Raw genomic sequence first — 18,903 nt, forward strand, 5'->3', positions numbered from 1 at the left:
GCGCAATGCAGTCCCTAGCAGCCACTTGTATGGTTCAAAAAGCTCCAATTTCCCACCCGGTCACAATAGCGATAAAGTGAGGCTCAAACCTGTTGCCGCAGGTTTTCAGCATGGTAGCCCGGTGCAGCACAGGCGCCGATTTATCGAGCCCGTTAACAAGCGTGGGCGCCATGCTGACTCCAATTTTAACTCGAACAGTCGAAGGAGCCTCGAGCTCGAATGTAGCAAGGGTGAGTTATGAACACAATGTCCAAGCCCAACATACATCGTAACGGTCGTCATGTAGGTATTGATATCAGTAAGACTACGTTGGATATCCACGTCCTGGAGTCTGATATTCACTGGCAATCAGACAACTCAGAAGCGGGTATCAAGCCCTTGGTTTCCAGGCTGGCCCGGTACAAACTTAGCCGCATTATTGTAGAAGCAACCGGTGGCTATGAACGTAAGCTTGTTGAGCTACTGGCCTCTAAAGGACTACCGGTTGTCGTAGTTCAACCGGTCCAAGCCAGGCAGTTTGCCAAGGCTCAGGGTGTACTAGCTAAAACCGATAAAATCGACGCTCGTATGCTTGCTCAGTTCGGCGCGACTATGAAGCCGCAGGTCCGCCCAATTCAAAGCATAAAAATACGCCATATCAGAGACTTATTGGCACGCAAACGCCAATTGACAGAGAGCAGAACCCAGGAACTGAATCGCGCCCAGAAAGCTGAAAAGGTAATAGCCTCTTCCCACCGAAGACTCATTAGGATCTTAGACAAGGAGATAGAGTGGGTTAATGCTCGATTAGAGAAATGCGTCTCCGCAATAGCAGAATGGAAAACCACCTATGATCTGCTTACCTCTGTGCCTGGGGTCGGCGATGGTGTTGCTTTCACACTGCTTGGAGAACTGCCAGAGCTCGGGTCGCTCACTTCACGTCAGGTTGCAGCTTTAACCGGTCTAGCTCCCTACAACCACGACAGTGGAAACATGAGAGGGAAACGTCGCATCAAAGGCGGACGAGCACCCATCAGAACGATGCTCTATATGGCCATGATGTGTGCAATACAACACAACCCAGTTATGAAATCTTTCTACGTTCGACTTGTTGAACAGGGCAAGCATAAGAAGGTCGCATTAACTGCTTGTATGCGAAAACTAATGACTATTTTAAATGCGATGGTGCGCGACGGAAAAGCATGGCAACAAGCCTGAAAACAGAGGTAATTTTTATGTGCAATAGGTTGACTTGGTATCACAGTCGCTTGTTAAATGCTTTTATGCAGCAGAACATAGCATTGTTAATTTTTCTGGCCATCTCTTGTACAAATTCCTTACATTTGTAGATTCAGAACTTAAAACCTGAATGAGTACAAAATTTAAATTCACTATATCTCGGCAGGCAGAAAAAAAATTATAAGTCTCTCGAGATTCTTTCCAAATATGAAAGGAAAGATCTTCTTGTGCATTCCACTTAGTCATCATAGAAACGATTTTCTCAGCTTTTATGGAACATTTACCATATGGATACCAAGAATCGTGCTCCTGGCGATAGTTAACCGAATTTCTAAAATGTGAAAGGTAGCTGCCATTAGTCAGTCTACCGTTATCCGTAATAATATCGATTAAATCACTTATTTTTGCTGATACCTGCTGCTTTCTAGAATTCAATCCAGTCACGTTCAGAATATTTTTGCTCACTTCATTTAAGCAATCTATAAGTGTTCGCCACGTGTCCTCGTGTGTGTTGTTCATTTTTTTAAGCTTTAAAATTCTATTACTCTGATCATACGTACCAGAAAAATAACCGGCCTCTGGTTTAATTAGGTTACTCAGTCCAATCGCTTGCCCAAAGGAATTAAGCTGTGTCACGTGGCCTCTTTCGAGCTGACTACAGGAATAGCCAAAACAGCGCATTATCGAATGTGCTGAAAAAAAAGCCGCATAATATGATTTAATCGCAATCCACCCGAAAGATTTAGGTAACGTCGAACTCTTCTGTATGTGCTGCATTGTCTCAAACGATGCGGCAGCCATTCTACATATATCGAATGCCATCATATTATGAAACGAAAACTCATTGTTGACTTCGATTACTATAGACTTATTCGTCGGTACATCTCGAACAATATAGTTTCCAGAAGAGACCCACTTTTTGAACTCCACACAATGATCAGAAATCTCGTTTTCTAGTAGACCTTGGAGCAGTAGCGGCCTTAGCATCTCATAGTGCTTCATTACAGCGTAAATTCAGATTTAATGTTGTTTTCCAGGTAATCAGATATTGCTTTATAGGAAGTTCCAGGGTTATTAAGCTTCGCTGGTTTTATCCTTGAAAACATGCCCTCCATAACAGCATAAAAATTATCCACTGTGTAATCGGCACCGTATTTATCTTTTAACTTTGACGCCGATATTGGAAAGAAGCTTGAAACGGCGCGAAAAACAACGGAACCTAGCAATGTATCTTCACACCCGATTTCTTCAAAACCAGATTTCATAGCAGAGAAATAGCTGTTCAATATCGAATATATTTCTTCCGCATCCTTTTCTCTAAAAAGTCCAAACAAGGGTTTTATAGAATTATTAAATGTCACTCGAGTTATTTTCTTCTTGGCTCTAGATGCAGCAGAAAACTTATTTAGGAAAACGCTATCCGCATCATTGTTAAATAAATCAAATACTTCTCGAAGAAGGTTCTCTTCATCATTTTCATACTCAGCTAGCTTTTTTATATCCAGAAGCAGCTCATTTGGAACTCCTCGCTGTTTTGAATTTATATCAATGAATAATCTCGACTCGTCTCGACGAGTAAGCTCATTGTATATAACCACAGGGATTCGAAGGCTTGATTCTGCAATAGAAAATCCATAAACCCTGTGCTGACCATCTAGAATTAGGAAAGCCTTCGGGGTGTCGTTGAACTCTACCGTTTTTCCCTTTCCGATAATCCTTAGATCAGCTTCGTCTTGTGCAGATAATATTATTGCGCTAGGAATTGTTCCAAGCCCAGAGTCAATATACTTAGCAATTTCTTGTGCTCGCTTTTTATCCAAGACTCGTTGAAACCCCTTTACAGGGTCATCATCTCTAGTAGTTACGAAGCAACATCTTGCCAATACATCGCTAGGAATAGTACACGTATAAAACTTATGACGCCCTTGAGTCACTTGGCTAATAGAATATCTATGTTTTTTCTCTGTCATAATAACTCTCTATTTTCCGATTATTTGCACGAGGCGTTTCCGGCATTTAACATCCCTATTCAACCACCAAATTCCATATATCCGGTAAAATACCCAGATAAAAAATCCCAGTCTGCAATCCAACACAGCCCAAAGCCGCAAAGAAATACAGCCTAGATTCACCTATCCATTTCGAATTTAAAACTAGTGATTCAATAAACCACCGTGATCCCTTATCAGCAGAAAACGGCTGGACAACACACACTCAGCGCACTAAATAATAGCCACATTAAATATAGTTGAAAACCCATAATAGTCATAAAAGTAAAAAATGTACCGACTACTCAGCTATATACGATTCAGAGTGTAAAGCAGATAGGAGTTGGGGGAGGGGAGAGGGGAAACTCAGATAAAACAGACAAACTACAACCCCGAGTTCGCGAAAAGATTGCAGTTTGCCCTTGTACACTTATAAAACTATTGCGAGCACCACGGTCCTAGTGGCTAATCATCCACGGTCGCATGGAAGGAAAAAACTTATCCCCCTGCGCTGTATACATCAGTTTTGAATTCTTTTTCTTATGATCACTGCAACCACAGCCCCCATCGGCTTTTGATACCGATCGGGTTTTGTTGGTTGAAACAATCGGTTCGTGTTGCGCTTTTTCGTTGGTTTGGAACGCCTTGCGGCGCTCCGGTGCCATGGCCAGGATTTCCGGTGCGATCATGATGACCCGGGCCGAAGGCAATCCGCATTGCGGGCAGGCACAGGGTTTGTCGTGTTCGTCCAGGGTGGCCAGTTCAAAGAACACGCCGTGATCCTTACATTTGTAATCATATACAGGCATGGGCTTTCTCCTTACTTTTTATCCGGTGCGAGCGGAACGTCAATCGATCCGTCCAGATATTTGGTCGGGCCATCGGCATTGGGTTGCATGTCGAATTCAAAGATGTCGGTGGGCAGCCATAGTGTAGCGCAAGCGTTCGGAACGTCTACCACGCCACTGATATGACCCTGCACCGGAGCGGTTCCCAGTATTGCATAGGCTTGAGCGCCGGTGTAACCGAATTTCTTCAGATACTCAATGGCGTTTAAACAGGCCTGCCGATAGGCGATGTGCACATCCAGGTAGTGCTGTTTGCCTTGCTCGTCTACCGAGATGCCCTCAAAGATAAGGTAGTCGTCGTATTTCGGTGTGATCGGGCTGGGTTTGAAGATGGGGTTTTTAATGGCGTATTTTGCCATGCCGTCTTTGATCAGGTTGACGCGCATGTGAATCCAGCCGGCCATTTCAATAGCGCCGCAGAAGGTGATTTCGCCGTCGCCCTGGCTGAAGTGCAAGTCACCCACGGATAGGCCACCGTCTTTTACATACACCGGGAAATACACTTTGGAACCGCGCGATAGGTCTTTGATGTCGCAGTTGCCGCCGTGTTCACGTGGTGGAACGGTGCGGGCGCCTTCGGCTGCGGCTGATTTTTTCTCTTCGCCTTTCAGCTTGCCCATGTGTGCGGTTTCTGCGTAGGGCAGGTTGGCTAAGCCCGGTACACGATCCGGTTCAGTGTCATAGAGTTCTTTCTCACGGGTGTTCCATTCCTTCAGCATTTCTTTGGAGGGCAGGCATCCGATCAGTCCGGGGTGAATCAAACCCGCAAATTCTACACCGGGAATGTGGCGTGAGCTGGTGAACATGCCGTTAAAATCCCAGATGGACTTTTGCGCTTCCGGGAAATGCTCTGTTAGGAAGCCGCCGCCATTCTGTTTGGAGAAGAAGCCGTTGAAGCCCCATTGGCTTTCTTTGAATGCGCCAATGTCGAGAATATCAACTACCAGCAAGTCACCGGGCTCCGCGCCTTCGACACCAATCGGGCCGGAAAGAAAGTGCACCTGCGACAGATCGACATCACGCACATCGGATGCGTCATCGTCATTTTTTATCTGTCCCCCCGTCCAGTCATAACACTCCACAATAAAATCATCACCGGGTTTGACCATGGCAACCATGGGAATATCCGGATGCCAGCGATTGTGAATATCGTCCTGGTCATAAGGAGATTTGTTGAGATCTATTTTAATAATCGTGTCAGCCATTTTTAGATGCCTCCAGCTGGTTGGTTAAATGCGCTGTTTCGGTGTGTTGGGTTACACAGCCAGATAAGCAGCGATCTTTTCTTCGTTTACGTTTTCGCGGGTTTCTTCCGCGACTATCTCGCCCTTTTCAATCACCAGAATGCGGTCTGCAATATCCAGTGCAAAACTGAGTACCTGTTCTGAAACCACAATAGATAAGCCTCTTTCATCGCGTATACGGCGTAGGGTTCTGGCCATTTCTTTGATGATGGAAGGCTGAATACCTTCGGTGGGTTCATCCAGCAGCAGTAACTTGGGTTTGCTGGCCAAGGCGCGGGCGATGGCCAGTTGTTGCTGTTGCCCGCCGGACAGGTTGCCGCCACGGCGTGATTTCATTTCCAGTAACACCGGGAACATGTCGTACAGATCCTGTGGCACATTCTTTTGTTTGGTGGAGGTCAATCCGGTTTCAATGTTTTCTTTCACCGTCATGGTGGAAAAAATCATCCTGCCCTGGGGTACAAAACTCATACCGTTGGCGACCCGCTGATGACTTTTCATTGAGCCGACGTCGACGTTGCCCAGTTTGACGTTGCCGCTGGAGGGCAGAACACCGATCAGGGATTTCATCAGCGTGGTTTTGCCCATCCCGTTGCGGCCCATAATGGCGACGATTTCGTTGGGCTTGACTTCAAAATTCAGATTGTGGATGACTTCACTTTGCCCGTAGGCCACGCTGTAATCCGATACGTTTAACATGGTGGTAACTCCTCAGACCCTAATGACTAACAGATTAGTGCCCTAGATAGACTTCTTTGACCTTAGGATCGTTTTGCACGCGATCCATAGTGCCTTCTGATAACACTTTGCCCTGATGCAATACGGTCACGCGGTTGGCAATGTCCGCTACAAACTGCATGTCGTGCTCAATGACAATTACCGATCGGTTCTTGGTGATTTTGTTGAGCAGTTCTGCGGTTTGTTTGCGTTCCGCAACCGACATTCCGGCGACCGGTTCGTCCAGCATTAACAGTTCGGGGTCCTGAATCAGCAGCATGCCGATTTCCAGCCATTGCTTTTGGCCGTGGCTGAGCAGGGCGGCTTGCTTGTTCAGTTGATCCTTCAGAAAGATCATATCGGCGATTTCTTCCACCTTGTTGATCACTTCGGCCGTGCGTTTGAAAGTCAGTGCCCCCCAAACATTGCGTCCGCGCGGGAAAGAAATTTCCAGATTTTCAAACACGGTCAGATCGTCATAGATAGAAGGATTCTGAAACTTTCTGCCCACACCGGCATGAACGATCTGGTGTTCTTTCATTTTGGTGAGTTCTTTGTTGCGGAACTTGATAGACCCTTCGGTTGCTTTGGTGCGGCCACAGATCAGATCCAGCACCGTGGTTTTACCGGCCCCGTTGGGGCCGATAATGACGCGGATTTCATTTTCATCGACATAAAAAGAGAGGTCGTTTACGGCTTTGAAGCCATCGAACGAGACCGTTAATCCTTCTACCGCGAGTACGAAATCGGTGTTAGTGGCTGTGTTGGGTGTAGTCATGTTCAGCTCCCGGATTCCAGAGTTTCCAGCGTTTCCAAAGGCTTTGGCGAAACCGGTGCTTTGGGGGCGGCTGGCGGGGTGGATTGAGCAGGTGGTTGCGGTTTTGCAGACCGGAAGCTTGCTAAAAGCGCTTTTAAACGGGGTTCTATTTTGCTGCTGTAGACGCCGGCCAGACCATCGGGGAACGCCATTACCACACCGATAAACAGTGCACCCATGGCGAACAACCAGAGTTCAGGAAAGCTTTCCGAGAACGAGGTTTTTGCCCAGTTCACGATGAGCGTGCCGTACACCGCGCCCAGGATGGAAAGGCGTCCGCCAACAGCGCAGAAGATCACCATTTCGATGGAGGGAACAATGCCGACGAAGGTAGGCGACATAAAGCCCACTTGCAGCGTGAACATGGCACCGCCGATGGCAGAGAATGCAGCGGCAGCACAGAACACAAAGATTTTGAAGTTCGAGACGTCGTATCCGGAGAAACGCACCCGGTCTTCTTTGTCCCGCATCGCAACCAGTAATCTTCCCAGCTTACTCTTGCGAATAAACTGCGCCAGGAAGAGACTGGCAAACAGGAATCCCACACAGACGAAATACAGAATGTATTTGGCCTCGTCTGTACGGATATCCCAACCCTTGAGCGTGCGAAGATCGGTAATGCCGTTAACGCCGCCGGTGTAGCCTTGCTGACCGATGATCAAAATGGTCAGGATCGCGGCAACGGCCTGAGTAATAATAGCGAAGTAAACACCGCCTACCCGGCGCTTGAACATGGCGACACTGATGATGAATGCGAATATCACCGGTACCATAATCACGGCAATCAGGGTGAAACTAAAATTGTGGAACGGTTCCCAAAACCACGGTAATGCCGTGAGTTGGTTCCAGTCCATAAAATCGGGAATCCCCGGTGTGGATTGTATGGCGGTATTTTCCGGTGAAGACGCTTCCAGTTTCAGAAACATGGCCATGCAATATCCGCCCAGACCAAAGAACACACCCTGGCCAAGACTAAGAATGCCGCCATAGCCCCAGCACAATACCAGGCCCAGCGCGACGAACGCGTAAGTCAGATATTTGCCGACCAGGTTAAGGCGAAAAATGTCCATCGACATGGGTAGGATGATGACCAGTAACAGCGCCAGCAGTGCCATGTTTAAGGCATCGGATTTTGGTAAATACGAACGAAATCCCTGAGACATACGGTACCCCTTACTTAACCCGGATTTTCAAAGCGAATAGTCCTTGCGGGCGAATCATCAGAATGCCGACAACAAACAACAAGGTAAGCACTTTGGCCATGGAGCCGCTTAAGAAGAATTCCATGGTGGACTGTGCCTGAGATATGGTGAATGCCGAGGCAATGGTGCCCAGCAGACTTTGTGCACCACCGAATACCACCACCAGGAACGTATCTACGATGTAGAGCTGTCCGGAAGTGGGGCCGGTCGAACCGATCATGGTGAAAGCGCTGCCCGCAACCCCGGCAATACCGCAGCCTAAAGCGAAGGTGATGCGATCCACTTTTTCAGTATTGATGCCCACTGCTCCGGCCATTTCACGATTTTGAACCACGGCGCGAACCTGGCAACCCCAGCGGGATTTGAACATCATTAAATACACACCCACGGAAATCATGATGGTGATGGCCATTACGAAAATACCGTTGATGGGAATTTCGATGGTGTCGGTTAGGGGATAAGAACCCATTACCCAGTCAGGCAGGGTGACTCCCACTTCGCGCGCCCCGAAAACAGTGCGGTAGAGTTGTTGCAGAATCAGACTTAAACCCCAGGTGGCCAGTAATGTGTCCAGCGGGCGTTTGTATAAATGTCGTATCATCGCCCATTCCACTAACGCTCCGAGGGCAAACGTCACCAGGAACGCTAATATCATGGCGAGAAAAAAATACATCGAGAACAAACTTGGAATGTATTCAGAAAATAGGGTGGACGTCAGATAGGTTGTGTAGGCGCCGAGAATCATGAATTCTCCGTGCGCCATATTGATCACCTCCATCTGTCCGAAAATAATGGCCAGACCCAGCGCCATTAAAACAAAAACAGAAAACAACGTTAAACCAGCGAAACCCTGCATGGCAAAGATCGATGTCAATTCCGCTGCGGTATAGTCGGCAAACATATTGGCCTCCGGGAACTACGTATTTAAATCGGGTGGAGAGAAACGGGTGGTGCGTTGCCGCACCACCGCTGATTGCCTTATTGGTAACCTTTAGGGAATGGATCGGGTTCGATCAGTTCCTTACTTTCATAAACCACTTTGTATTGGCCGTCTGGCTCGGCAACACCGATGCGGGTTTTGGACCAGAGGTGATGGTTTTTGTGAACGCGGACATAACCTTCGGGAGCGGTGGTCAATTCGATGCCCGGTGAGGCTTCGCGTACTTTATCTATATCGAAGGAACCGGCCTTTTCAACAGCGGCTTTCCATAACCAGGGGCCAAGATAGGCAGCCTGGGTTACGTCACCAATAACGATGTCTTTACCGTATTTGGCTTTGAAGGCTTCAACGAATGCTTTGTTGTTGTCGTTAGGCAAGCTTTGGAAATACTTCATGGAAGCATAAATACCTTCGATGTTTTCACCGCCGATGCCCAGGATTTCATCTTCCGTTACCGAGATGGTCAGGAACAGTGGTTTCTCCTTGGACATATCAATACCGGCCGCTTTAAGCTGCTTGTAAAATGCGACGTTGGAACCGCCCACAACCGAGATGAAGACCACATCCGGTTTTTTCAGCTTGATTTTGTTGATCACGGAGTTGAACTGCGTGTGGCCCAGGGGATAGTACTCTTCACCCACGACTTTCAGGCCCAGTTTGTCGATGTGTTTGCGCGCGATTTTGTTGGAGGTGCGTGGCCAGATGTAATCTGAACCCAGTAAGAAGAATTTTTTCGCCCCTTTGGTTTTGGATGCCCAGTCAATGCCTTCCAGGATTTGTTGCGTTGCTTCCTGTCCGGTATAAATAACATTGGGTGACTCTTCCAGCCCTTCATAAAAAGTCGGGTAGTAAAGCATTCCGTTATATTGTTCAAACACCGGCAAAACCGCTTTGCGTGAAGCGGAGGTCCAGCATCCGAATACGGCGGCGACCTTGTCACTTACCAATAACTTTTTGGATTTCTCCGCAAATGTCGGCCAGTCACTGGCGCCGTCTTCCTGGATGTATTCGATTTTACGCCCCAATACGCCCCCCATTTCGTTGATCTGATCTATGGCGAGCTTTTCTGCCTGAACGGACCCGGTTTCACTGATCGCCATGGTGCCGGTAACGGAATGCAGGATGCCGACCTTGACGGTTTTGTCTGTCACCGCAAGACCGGTAGAGTTGGCTTCATCAGCCTGTAGCGCAGGGGAGAGCAGAATGGAAGTTGACAGCGCTAGGGCTGTCGCAATTTTCGAGCTAAGCAGTTTTTTGTTGAGTAAGTTGGACAGCATGGTTCGACCTCTTTTAATAACGACCCAAATCTGACACTCGAATGCAAAGACAAACGCATCGTGTCATGGCAGTCAGTATTACGCGGGCAGCTTAAGGGGCCAATCGGGCGAATGACTCAGGGTACTACGTCATTTGACGCATACTGTATTAAATTCGGCTGGGCTAGTGTCTGCAGTCTGATGCATTAACCGATGGAGCAAAGACCATGAGACACGGCGATATTTCCAGTAGCGCGGATACCGTAGGTGTAGCCGTAGTGAACTATAAGATGCCGCGTTTGCACACCAAGGCTGAGGTGTTGGATAACGCCCGCCAGATCGCGGATATGATCGTCGGCATCAAGCAGGGGTTGCCGGGACTGGATCTGATTGTTTTCCCGGAATACAGCACCATGGGCATTATGTACGATACCGACGAGATGATGGCGACGGCCGCTACCGTGCCCGGCGAAGAGACAGAAATATTTTCTGCTGCCTGTCGTAAGGCCAATACCTGGGGTGTATTTTCACTCACCGGTGAGCAACATGAAGAGCACCCCCATAAGTCCCCCTATAACACGTTGGTGTTGATCAATAATCAGGGGGAGATCGTGCAGAAATACAGAAAATGTATACCCTGGTGTCCTATTGAGGGCTGGTATCCCGGTGACAGAACCTATGTTACCGAAGGTCCGAAAGGCATGAAGATCAGCCTGATTATTTGTGATGACGGCAACTATCCGGAGATCTGGCGCGACTGCGCGATGCGCGGTGCGGAGTTGATTGTACGGTGTCAGGGTTATATGTATCCGGCCAAGGAGCAGCAGGTGATGATGGCCAAGACCATGGCCTGGGCGAATAACTGTTATGTGGCCGTGGCGAATGCATCGGGCTTTGACGGTGTGTATTCGTATTTCGGGCATTCGGCTATCGTCGGCTTTGATGGGCGCACATTGGGCGAATGCGGTGAGGAAGATATGGGCATTCAGTATGCCCAGCTTTCGGTGTCTCAAATTCGGGATGCCCGCGCCAACGACCAGTCGCAAAATCATCTGTTTAAATTATTGCACCGGGGTTATACCGGCGTACACAACTCCGGAGACGGTGATAAAGGCGTGGCGGATTGCCCGTTCGAATTTTATCGCACCTGGGTTATGGATGCCGAGAAGGCTCAACAGGATGTGGAAGCCATGACACGGGATACGGTGGGGGTTGCCGGATGTCCGGTGGGTAATTTACCGGTGCCGGAAGTGGAAAAGGCCGCCGGTGAATAATAGGCGCTGCGTATGCCGTATATAAACGATGTGTTGGCCGACAATAGCCAGTCTAACCAGCTTGCCAGGGAAGTGGCATCCTTGTCCGGGCTGCGCTCCCGTTTTGCTTTTGATCCGGAGCAAATCCGCATCGAACTGGAAAAACACATTGTTGGCCAGCAGGCGGTTATTGATGCATTGTGCCAGCAGTTGAAAGTGATCAAGGCTGGCTTGCATGACAGCCAGCGCCCGTTGTGTGTTTTGTTGTTCATTGGTGACACCGGGGTGGGGAAAACGGAGCTGGTGCGTACACTGGCGCGCTGTATACACGGCGATAATAATCCGGGATTCTGTCGCATCGATATGAACACGCTGTCGCAAAGTCATTACAGCGCAGCCATCACCGGAGCACCGCCCGGCTATGTGGGCAGTAAGGAAAACCTGACTTTATTGAACGAGGACGCCATCACCGGCAGCAGCAGCCGGCCCGGTGTTGTGCTGTTTGATGAAATTGAAAAAGCGGACACCGCGGTGGTGCGCAGTCTAATGAATGTGTTTGATAGCGGAAAACTGCGCCTGGCATCCGGAACTCGCGAGCTGTCTTTTTGCAATAGCCTGGTTTTTATGACCAGTAATATTGGCTCGAAGCAGTGGGCGCAAACGGCGCGGCATTCCGGGAGCCGTGGTATACGGCAATGGCAGCAGTGGTTGCCCAGTCTGCAAAGCCGGTTGACTGGACGCCAGCGTAGCCGTGCCACCGTGATTGAAGAGGCGATGCATTCCCATTTTGATCCCGAATTTATTAATCGCATTGACCGCATTGAATTGTTCGAACCGCTTACCAGCGCTCACCTCACCGCGATTGTGGAGTTGGAACTGCGACAACTGAACCAGCGCTTGCGACGCCAAGGCGTGCAGGTTGAGCTGCACCCGTCAGCGCTGGATTATTTACGTGACCAGGGCTTTGATCCCTTGTTCGGGGCACGTTCAATTAAACGAAAAGTGCGGGATTTATTGATGGTGCCCTTAGCCGAAGCCTTGTTGTCAGCGGACCGGTTGCAGGCCGATAAAGGGAGTGAGGCTGGCGCGAGCAGAGTGGCGGGAATCACCCTGCACGGTCGTAATGTCGACGGTAAAATCGAATTTGATCTGAAGCCAGCCAAGGAGTAGATAACAAGCCGCGTCCTTAATCGCTTTTGTTTGGTACGCAAATTGCTCTTCCAAGGTTTAACCTTTTTTAGCTGAGGGATTCTCTGAAAGCCGATTTTGCCCCCACAGTGTATTAAGAAGTGAACCTGAAGAGTGGAGCCTGGTAGTCAGCAAGGAGGCAGGTTGCTTTAGGCTTCGAGAAGCGGTGATATGGCAGCTAGGCAGAGAATTTTTCGTGTTCGGCGTAACTACAATCAATGGGTAGCCAACGAGACCCTGGAAGATTATGCCCTGCGCTTTACGGCTAAAAAGGCCCGGCGCTGGTCGTCTGCGCGCGTCAGTAACACCGCACTCGGCGCCATTTCGTTTTTGGCGTTAGAAGCGATTGGCGGCGCTATCACGCTTAACTACGGTTTCACTAATGCTGCGTTTGCCATTATGGCAGTGGGCTTCATTATTTTCGTGACCGGCCTGCCCATCAGTTACTATGCATCAAAATATGGCATCGATATAGATTTGCTCACTCGTGGTGCAGGGTTTGGCTACATTGGCTCCACCATCACCTCTTTAATATACGCTTCCTTTACGTTTATCTTTTTTGCACTGGAAGCGGCGATTATGGCCCTGGCCCTGGAGCAGCTGTTCGGCATTCCGCTTTCCATTGGTTATATCCTCAGTTCCCTGATTGTTATCCCCCTGGTAACCCACGGTATCACGCTGATCAGTCGATTTCAGTTGTGGTCACAGCCGGTTTGGATTTGTTTACAGCTACTGCCCTTTATCTATATCGCGATTCACGATGTCAACGCGGTCGAGGACTGGTCGCAATTCGCGGGTGTGAATAACGAAGCGGGCGGCAGCTTTAATCTGCTTTTATTTGGCGCTGCCTCTGCCGTTATATTCTCGCTGATTGCCCAGATCGGTGAGCAGGTGGATTTTTTGCGATTTCTGCCGCCGAAGGACAGCGCTCACCCGCTGCGCTGGTGGATGGCAATGCTGGCGGCCGGTCCGGGCTGGATCGGCGCGGGTATTCTGAAAATTTTTGCCGGTTCTTTTTTAGCGGTATTGGCGCTTAACCATGGTGTGTTGGCGCAAGATGCCTCCGACCCAACGCACATGTACCGGATTGCGTTCGGCTACCTTACCTCGTCGCCCGATTTCGCGCTCGCCATGGCGGGTGTTTTTGTGGTGCTATCGCAGTTAAAAATAAACGTGACTAATGCCTATGCCGGTTCCATTGCCTGGTCTAACTTCTTTTCCCGCTTAACTCATAATCATCCCGGCCGGGTCGTGTGGCTTATTTTTAACGTGGTGATTGCGTTGCTGTTAATGGAGCTGGGCATCTATCGGGCATTGGAAGAAATTCTGGGTGTCTATGCGGTTATTGCAGTGGCCTGGGTCGGTTCGCTGGTGGCGGATTTAATCATTAATAAACCGCTGGGTTTGAGCCCCCCCGGCATCGAATTCAAACGCGCTTATCTTTACGATATTAATCCAGTGGGATTTGGTTCGATGATCGTGGCTTCGCTGATTGGTATCAGTGCGCATATGGGGGTGTTTAACGAACTGAGCCGGGCATTAGCCCCTTATATTACTTTGGTAAGCGCATTTGTTATTGCCCCGACCATCGCCTGGGTAACCCAGGGGCGCTACTACATCGCGCGGCAACCGGAAACAATCGTGACCGATAACGACATGGCGACCTGTTGTATTTGCGAACACAGTTTTGAACAGGAAGACATTGCGGTATGCCCGGCCTATGGCGGTTATATTTGTTCTTTATGTTGCACTCTGGATGCGCGCTGTCAGGATCGTTGTAAACCCCATGCCCGCCTGTCTGAACAAATCTTGAGTTTTTTAGGGGTTTTTCTTCCGTCACCGTTGATTGCTCGTTTGAACTCGCGCTTTGGGCATTTTCTCGCGCTGATGACGCTGACTGCATTATTTATGTCATTGATTATGACCATGGTGTATTTCGAAGTGTCTGCCCCCGATGCGGGCATGCAGGCGTTGATTCGTGAATTAATCTGGAAAGAATATTTTATTCTGTTGATTGTCGCCGGAGTGGCCGTATGGTTATTTGTGCTGGCTCATGAAAGCCGCTTGGTGGCTCACGAAGAAACCGAACGTCAGACGGAGTTGCTGCATCAGGAAATATTGGCACACGAGCAAACGGATATGCAATTACAAAAAGCCAAGGAGTTGGCCGAGGCCGCCAATAATGCCAAGAGCCGGTATTTGACCGGTATCAGCCACGAATTACGATCACCGCTCAATTCGGTAATGGGGTATGCCCAGTTGCTGGAGCGCGATACCGAAGTACCTGAATCCAAGCGTGAAGCGGTTAATGTTATCCTGCGTGGCAGTGAACATCTGTCCGATCTGATTGAAGGCTTGCTGGACATATCAAAAATTGAAGCAGGGCGATTGGAATTACATCGCAACGAAGTTCGGCTACCGAAACTGATTAATCAACTGGTGACCATGTTTCAACTCCAGGCTCAGGCCAAGGGCATTGATTTTCAGTTTTCCCAAAACGGCCCGATCCCGGAATACGTTTCTGCCGATGAAAAGCGCTTGCGGCAGATTCTGATCAATCTGCTGTCGAATGCAGTCAAATACACGCATCAGGGTACGGTGGAATTGCAGGTGCGTTATCGCAACCAGGTAGCGGAATTTAGGGTAGTGGATTCCGGTGTCGGGATCAGTGATACTGACATTGAGACAATCTTCAAACCGTTCGAGCGTATCTATCAGCCGGGCATCGCGCCGATTCCCGGCACCGGCCTGGGATTGACCATTACCCGCTTGCTAACCGAAATCATGGGTGGCGAAATCTCCGTGCGTAGTAACCCGGGCACTGGCAGCACGTTCACCGTGTCGTTGATGTTGTCGAGGATTGATAACCCCAGTTTTGAACCCACCTTGGAGCAAAAGGTGCGTGGCTATATCGGCCCGCGCAAACGCGTATTGGTGGTGGACGACGATGTGTACCAACGCAGTCTGATTGTGAATATTCTGGGCCCGCTTGGATTTGAAATTGCTCAGGCTGCCAGCGCTGAGGAGTGTTTGAGTCTGATTCAGGGTTGGCAACCGGATATCTTTTTACTGGATGTGACGATGCCCGGCATGAGCGGATGGGAGCTGGTAGAGAATGTGCGTGCGCAGAATATTAAGGTTCCGATCGTCATGATTTCGGCCGATGCCAGCGAGGGTCAGCCGATTGCAGAGAGGGATAGCGATGATTACGCGGTATTGCACGATGCTTATCTGATTAAGCCGATACGGGTTACCAACCTGTTGGAGCGATTGGCGGCCTTGCTCGATGTGAAGTGGTTTTATGATGAAGGGCCGAAACCCGTGCTGCAGGTGCCGCACAAGACATTCAACCATTCGGATTTGCCGGATGCCCAAACCCTGGGTGTGTTGCACGATATGGCAGAGATCGGTCATTTGCAGGGATTGAAAAAGCAATTACAGAAACTGAAACAGAATCAAACTGCAGATGCGAACTTCATTGGGTATTTAGAAATGGCAATTCAGCAAGTCAGGATGGACCGGATTATTGAAGTGACGCAAGGCACCAAGGGCGCTGCAAAAAGCAGGGTGGAGGGATCATGAGTTCAGCAGATAAAAATGTGGATGTGGTTTTGGTCGTCGACGATTCGGCCGAAACCCTTTCCATGTTAAGCCAGGCATTGGATGACGCCGGTCTGACCGTTTTGATTGCGTTGGATGGCGAGCAGGCGCTGAATATCGCGAAAAAAATGGCGCCGGATATAATTCTGATGGACGCCATGATGCCGACCATGGACGGTTTTGAAACCTGTCGGCGCATGAAGCAGGAATCCACTACCAAAAATATTCCGATTATTTTTATGACCGGATTAAGCGATACGGAACACATTGTGATGGGGTTGGAGGCCGGCGGTGTGGATTATATCACTAAGCCGATTAACCCGATGGAGCTGTTGGCCCGTATGCGGGTGCATCTGAGTAATGCCCGCATGACTTTAAGCGCACGGGCGGCACTGGATACTGCCGGGCAGAATATTTTTACCACGGATAGCGACGGGCGTATGTTGTGGGGTACGCCACAGGTTTTTGCCCTGTTTGAATCCGGTTTGGCAGAAACCGGTTGGCTGGATTCGGTGATGGCACCGATGTTGCGAAACTGGCTTGCCCACACCCCGGAAACCGGTCGCAAGCTGGTACTGGATGCGCCGATAAAGAAATTGCAGTGCAAGTATTTGGGTGAAGTCAACAATAACGAACATTTGTTCAAGTTGTTCGATGTGGAAGGCGTTCCGGATTCAGACTTATTGAAAAAAGCCTTTAACCTGACGGACCGGGAAGCGGAAGTCCTGTTGTGGATCGCACACGGTAAGACGAACCGGGATATTGCCCAGATATTGGAGATGAGTCCGCGCACGGTGAACAAGCATTTGGAGCAGGTGTTCAAAAAAATGGGCGTGGAAAACCGGACGGCCGCTGCCTCGGTGGCGATCCGTTTACTAAGCCAGAATGACCGCCTGAGTTAAACGATCAACCCTTCCGTACAATATTTCGACTGTCTGTTTCGCTATCCTGGCCGCATAAATCTGAAAACCAAAAGAATGGGGTTACGTGATGGGGTGGTTGAATAAGCCGGTTCAGTTTTCGGCTGTCATAAGTGTTGTATTTTTGTTGTGTGCCTGTAATCCGGAAGTTCAGGTTGACACCACCTACGGCACATTGGCGGGCAAAGATTTGGGTGAGGTTAATGCGTTTCTTGGTATTCCCTATGCGCAGCCGCCGGTGGGGGATCTGCGTTGGGCGGACCCGCAACCGGCGCAACCCTGGGAGGGGGTGCGACCAGCCAAATTAAAAGGCGACGCCTGTACTCAATACGGCAGTGGTCTGCCCATCGTTGGCTCTGACGAGGATTGTCTGACGCTGAATATCTGGACCCCGAATACACCGGGCCCGCATCCGGTGATGTTTTGGGTACACGGTGGCGCGCAAATGAGTGGTTCTTCCGCTGAGCTGCAATACGATGGGGCCAAACTGGCTGCCGCACAGGACGTGGTATTGGTGTCTGTGAATTATCGTCTGTTGGTGTCCGGTTTTTTTGCAACGCCCGCGTTGGGTAGCGAGCCGGCGTTAAGCGGCAATCAGGCGATCAAGGACCTTATTCTGGCATTGCAGTGGGTACAAAGCGAAATCCATTTATTCGGTGGCGATCCCGACAATGTGACCGTGTTCGGGGAGTCGGCCGGTTCAACCAATACCTGTGCTCTGTTAGCCACGCCTAAAACCAAAAGCCCGCAACAACTGTTGCACAAAGTAATTATGCAAAGTGGCGCCTGCGATACCCTGGGTATTATGAGTCTGGCGCAAGCCCGGCAAATCGGATTGGAATTTATCGAAACCCTGGGGTGCGCAGACGCCCCGGAGCCTTTGCAATGTGCTCGTGATTTGTCGATTGCAGCGATCCGTGAGCCCGTTAAAACCAATTTGTTTACCGCCTTTGGTTGGCGGCAGGATGAGTGGCCGTTCCAGATCGGTTTGGTGGTTGATGGCGATGTTTTCCCTCGCAGTCCGCTGCAGCTACTGTCTGAATCCGCGCCACAGATTCCGTTGATACTGGGCACCAACAAGGATGAGGGCAGTTTGTTTGCAGGCTTCCTGGCGCATCCGGATGACGCAGCAGGCTATCTGGAGTTTATGCAAAGCCGTTATCCCGTAGAGGGGGCCGAGATTGCATCCCAGTATCCCTTCGACGACTATGATAATGCCGGTTCCGCCCATGCGGCAGCGCGCGGCGACATGATAATGAAGTGTCCGACCCTGAATATGGCGCGGCTTTACAGTGAGGGCAATCCGGTGTGGATGTATTCTTTGGAAGAGGATGTGCAGAGCGTGGTGTTCTCGGCTATATCATTGGGCTTCAAACGCAATGCACCGCAACTCGGAACCTTCCACACCGCAGACATCGGTTATCTGTTTGACTTCCCGCTGCTGAGCGCCATGGTGAATCCGTCGGACCGTGAGGTGCGTCGTTCTATGCAACAATACTGGGGTAATTTTGCCCGCACCGGGAACCCCAATGGAGAGGGCGTGCTGCCGTGGCAGGGGTTTGACTCCGCTCAGAACAACTACCTGGAAATCACCGGTGAGCCGGTGAATCGTGAGAACTTTCGGCAGGGGGCCTGCGATTATTGGTTTGCTGAAGGGTATGGTTTTTGATTGCAGATTCCCACAACGGCAGTGAATTTTCACTGCCGTTGTG

Annotated in this window: 15 protein-coding genes; 6 read left to right on the forward strand and 9 right to left on the reverse strand. The window is 49.7% G+C overall.

All coding sequences use genetic code 11. The features are described from left to right. The first annotated feature begins 237 nt into the window (after positions 1-237). Positions 238-1,197, forward strand: coding sequence for an IS110 family RNA-guided transposase (locus FT643_RS09055; protein WP_198043430.1), 960 nt, complete (start codon positions 238-240; stop codon positions 1,195-1,197). Positions 1,198-1,260: 63 nt separating this feature from the next. Here FT643_RS09055 and FT643_RS09060 read toward each other — a convergent pair whose 3' ends face one another. From FT643_RS09060 to urtA, 9 genes are all read right to left on the reverse strand, one after another. Then, the gene (locus tag FT643_RS09060; protein WP_156871049.1) at positions 1,261-1,854 is read right to left on the reverse strand and encodes a hypothetical protein; all 594 of its coding nucleotides are present in this window, start codon (positions 1,852-1,854) and stop codon (positions 1,261-1,263) included. Between the two features lie 365 nt (positions 1,855-2,219). Beyond that, a complete protein-coding gene (locus FT643_RS09065; protein ID WP_156871050.1) occupies positions 2,220-3,188 on the reverse strand; it encodes a DGQHR domain-containing protein in 969 nt (322 codons plus the stop codon). Positions 3,189-3,664: 476 nt separating this feature from the next. Further along, the gene (locus FT643_RS09070; protein ID WP_156871051.1) at positions 3,665-4,015 is read right to left on the reverse strand and encodes an FmdB family zinc ribbon protein; all 351 of its coding nucleotides are present in this window, start codon (positions 4,013-4,015) and stop codon (positions 3,665-3,667) included. Positions 4,016-4,026: 11 nt separating this feature from the next. Then, complete coding sequence (gene fmdA, locus FT643_RS09075; RefSeq protein WP_156871052.1) at positions 4,027-5,259, reverse strand: formamidase; 1,233 nt, start codon at positions 5,257-5,259, stop codon at positions 4,027-4,029. 51 nt (positions 5,260-5,310) lie between these two features. Beyond that, complete coding sequence (gene urtE / locus FT643_RS09080) at positions 5,311-5,997, reverse strand: urea ABC transporter ATP-binding subunit UrtE (protein WP_156871053.1); 687 nt, start codon at positions 5,995-5,997, stop codon at positions 5,311-5,313. A 34-nt stretch (positions 5,998-6,031) separates the two neighbouring features. Next, entirely contained in the window at positions 6,032-6,793 is a 762-nt protein-coding gene (gene urtD, locus FT643_RS09085; protein ID WP_156871054.1) for an urea ABC transporter ATP-binding protein UrtD, read from the reverse strand. A 2-nt stretch (positions 6,794-6,795) separates the two neighbouring features. Further along, a complete protein-coding gene (gene urtC, locus FT643_RS09090) occupies positions 6,796-7,995 on the reverse strand; it encodes an urea ABC transporter permease subunit UrtC (RefSeq protein ID WP_156871055.1) in 1,200 nt (399 codons plus the stop codon). 10 nt (positions 7,996-8,005) lie between these two features. After that, positions 8,006-8,935, reverse strand: a complete 930-nt coding sequence (gene urtB / locus FT643_RS09095) for an urea ABC transporter permease subunit UrtB (protein WP_156871056.1) — start codon at positions 8,933-8,935, stop codon at positions 8,006-8,008. Positions 8,936-9,012: 77 nt separating this feature from the next. Continuing rightward, a complete protein-coding gene (gene urtA, locus FT643_RS09100) occupies positions 9,013-10,251 on the reverse strand; it encodes an urea ABC transporter substrate-binding protein (RefSeq protein WP_156871057.1) in 1,239 nt (412 codons plus the stop codon). 206 nt (positions 10,252-10,457) lie between these two features. Here urtA and FT643_RS09105 point away from each other — a divergent pair, with 206 nt between their 5' ends. The 5 genes from FT643_RS09105 (at position 10,458) to FT643_RS09125 (ending at position 18,860) form a co-directional block, all read left to right on the forward strand. Beyond that, the gene (locus tag FT643_RS09105) at positions 10,458-11,504 is read left to right on the forward strand and encodes an aliphatic amidase (protein WP_156871058.1); all 1,047 of its coding nucleotides are present in this window, start codon (positions 10,458-10,460) and stop codon (positions 11,502-11,504) included. 12 nt (positions 11,505-11,516) lie between these two features. Next, positions 11,517-12,653 (forward strand): AAA family ATPase, encoded by a 1,137-nt coding sequence (locus FT643_RS09110; protein ID WP_156871059.1) that lies wholly within the window; start codon positions 11,517-11,519, stop codon positions 12,651-12,653. Between the two features lie 189 nt (positions 12,654-12,842). Continuing rightward, complete coding sequence (locus FT643_RS09115; protein ID WP_156871060.1) at positions 12,843-16,253, forward strand: ATP-binding protein; 3,411 nt, start codon at positions 12,843-12,845, stop codon at positions 16,251-16,253. Continuing rightward, the gene (locus tag FT643_RS09120) at positions 16,250-17,173 is read left to right on the forward strand and encodes a response regulator transcription factor (protein ID WP_156871061.1); all 924 of its coding nucleotides are present in this window, start codon (positions 16,250-16,252) and stop codon (positions 17,171-17,173) included. The genes FT643_RS09115 and FT643_RS09120 overlap by 4 nt, the downstream gene beginning before the upstream one ends. Positions 17,174-17,261: 88 nt before the next feature. Then, on the forward strand, positions 17,262-18,860 hold the full coding sequence (locus FT643_RS09125) for a carboxylesterase/lipase family protein (protein WP_156871062.1): 1,599 nt from the start codon (positions 17,262-17,264) through the stop codon (positions 18,858-18,860). Positions 18,861-18,903 lie beyond the last annotated feature (43 nt).

The organism is Ketobacter sp. MCCC 1A13808 (genome assembly GCF_009746715.1).
Taxonomy (GTDB): domain Bacteria; phylum Pseudomonadota; class Gammaproteobacteria; order Pseudomonadales; family Ketobacteraceae; genus Ketobacter.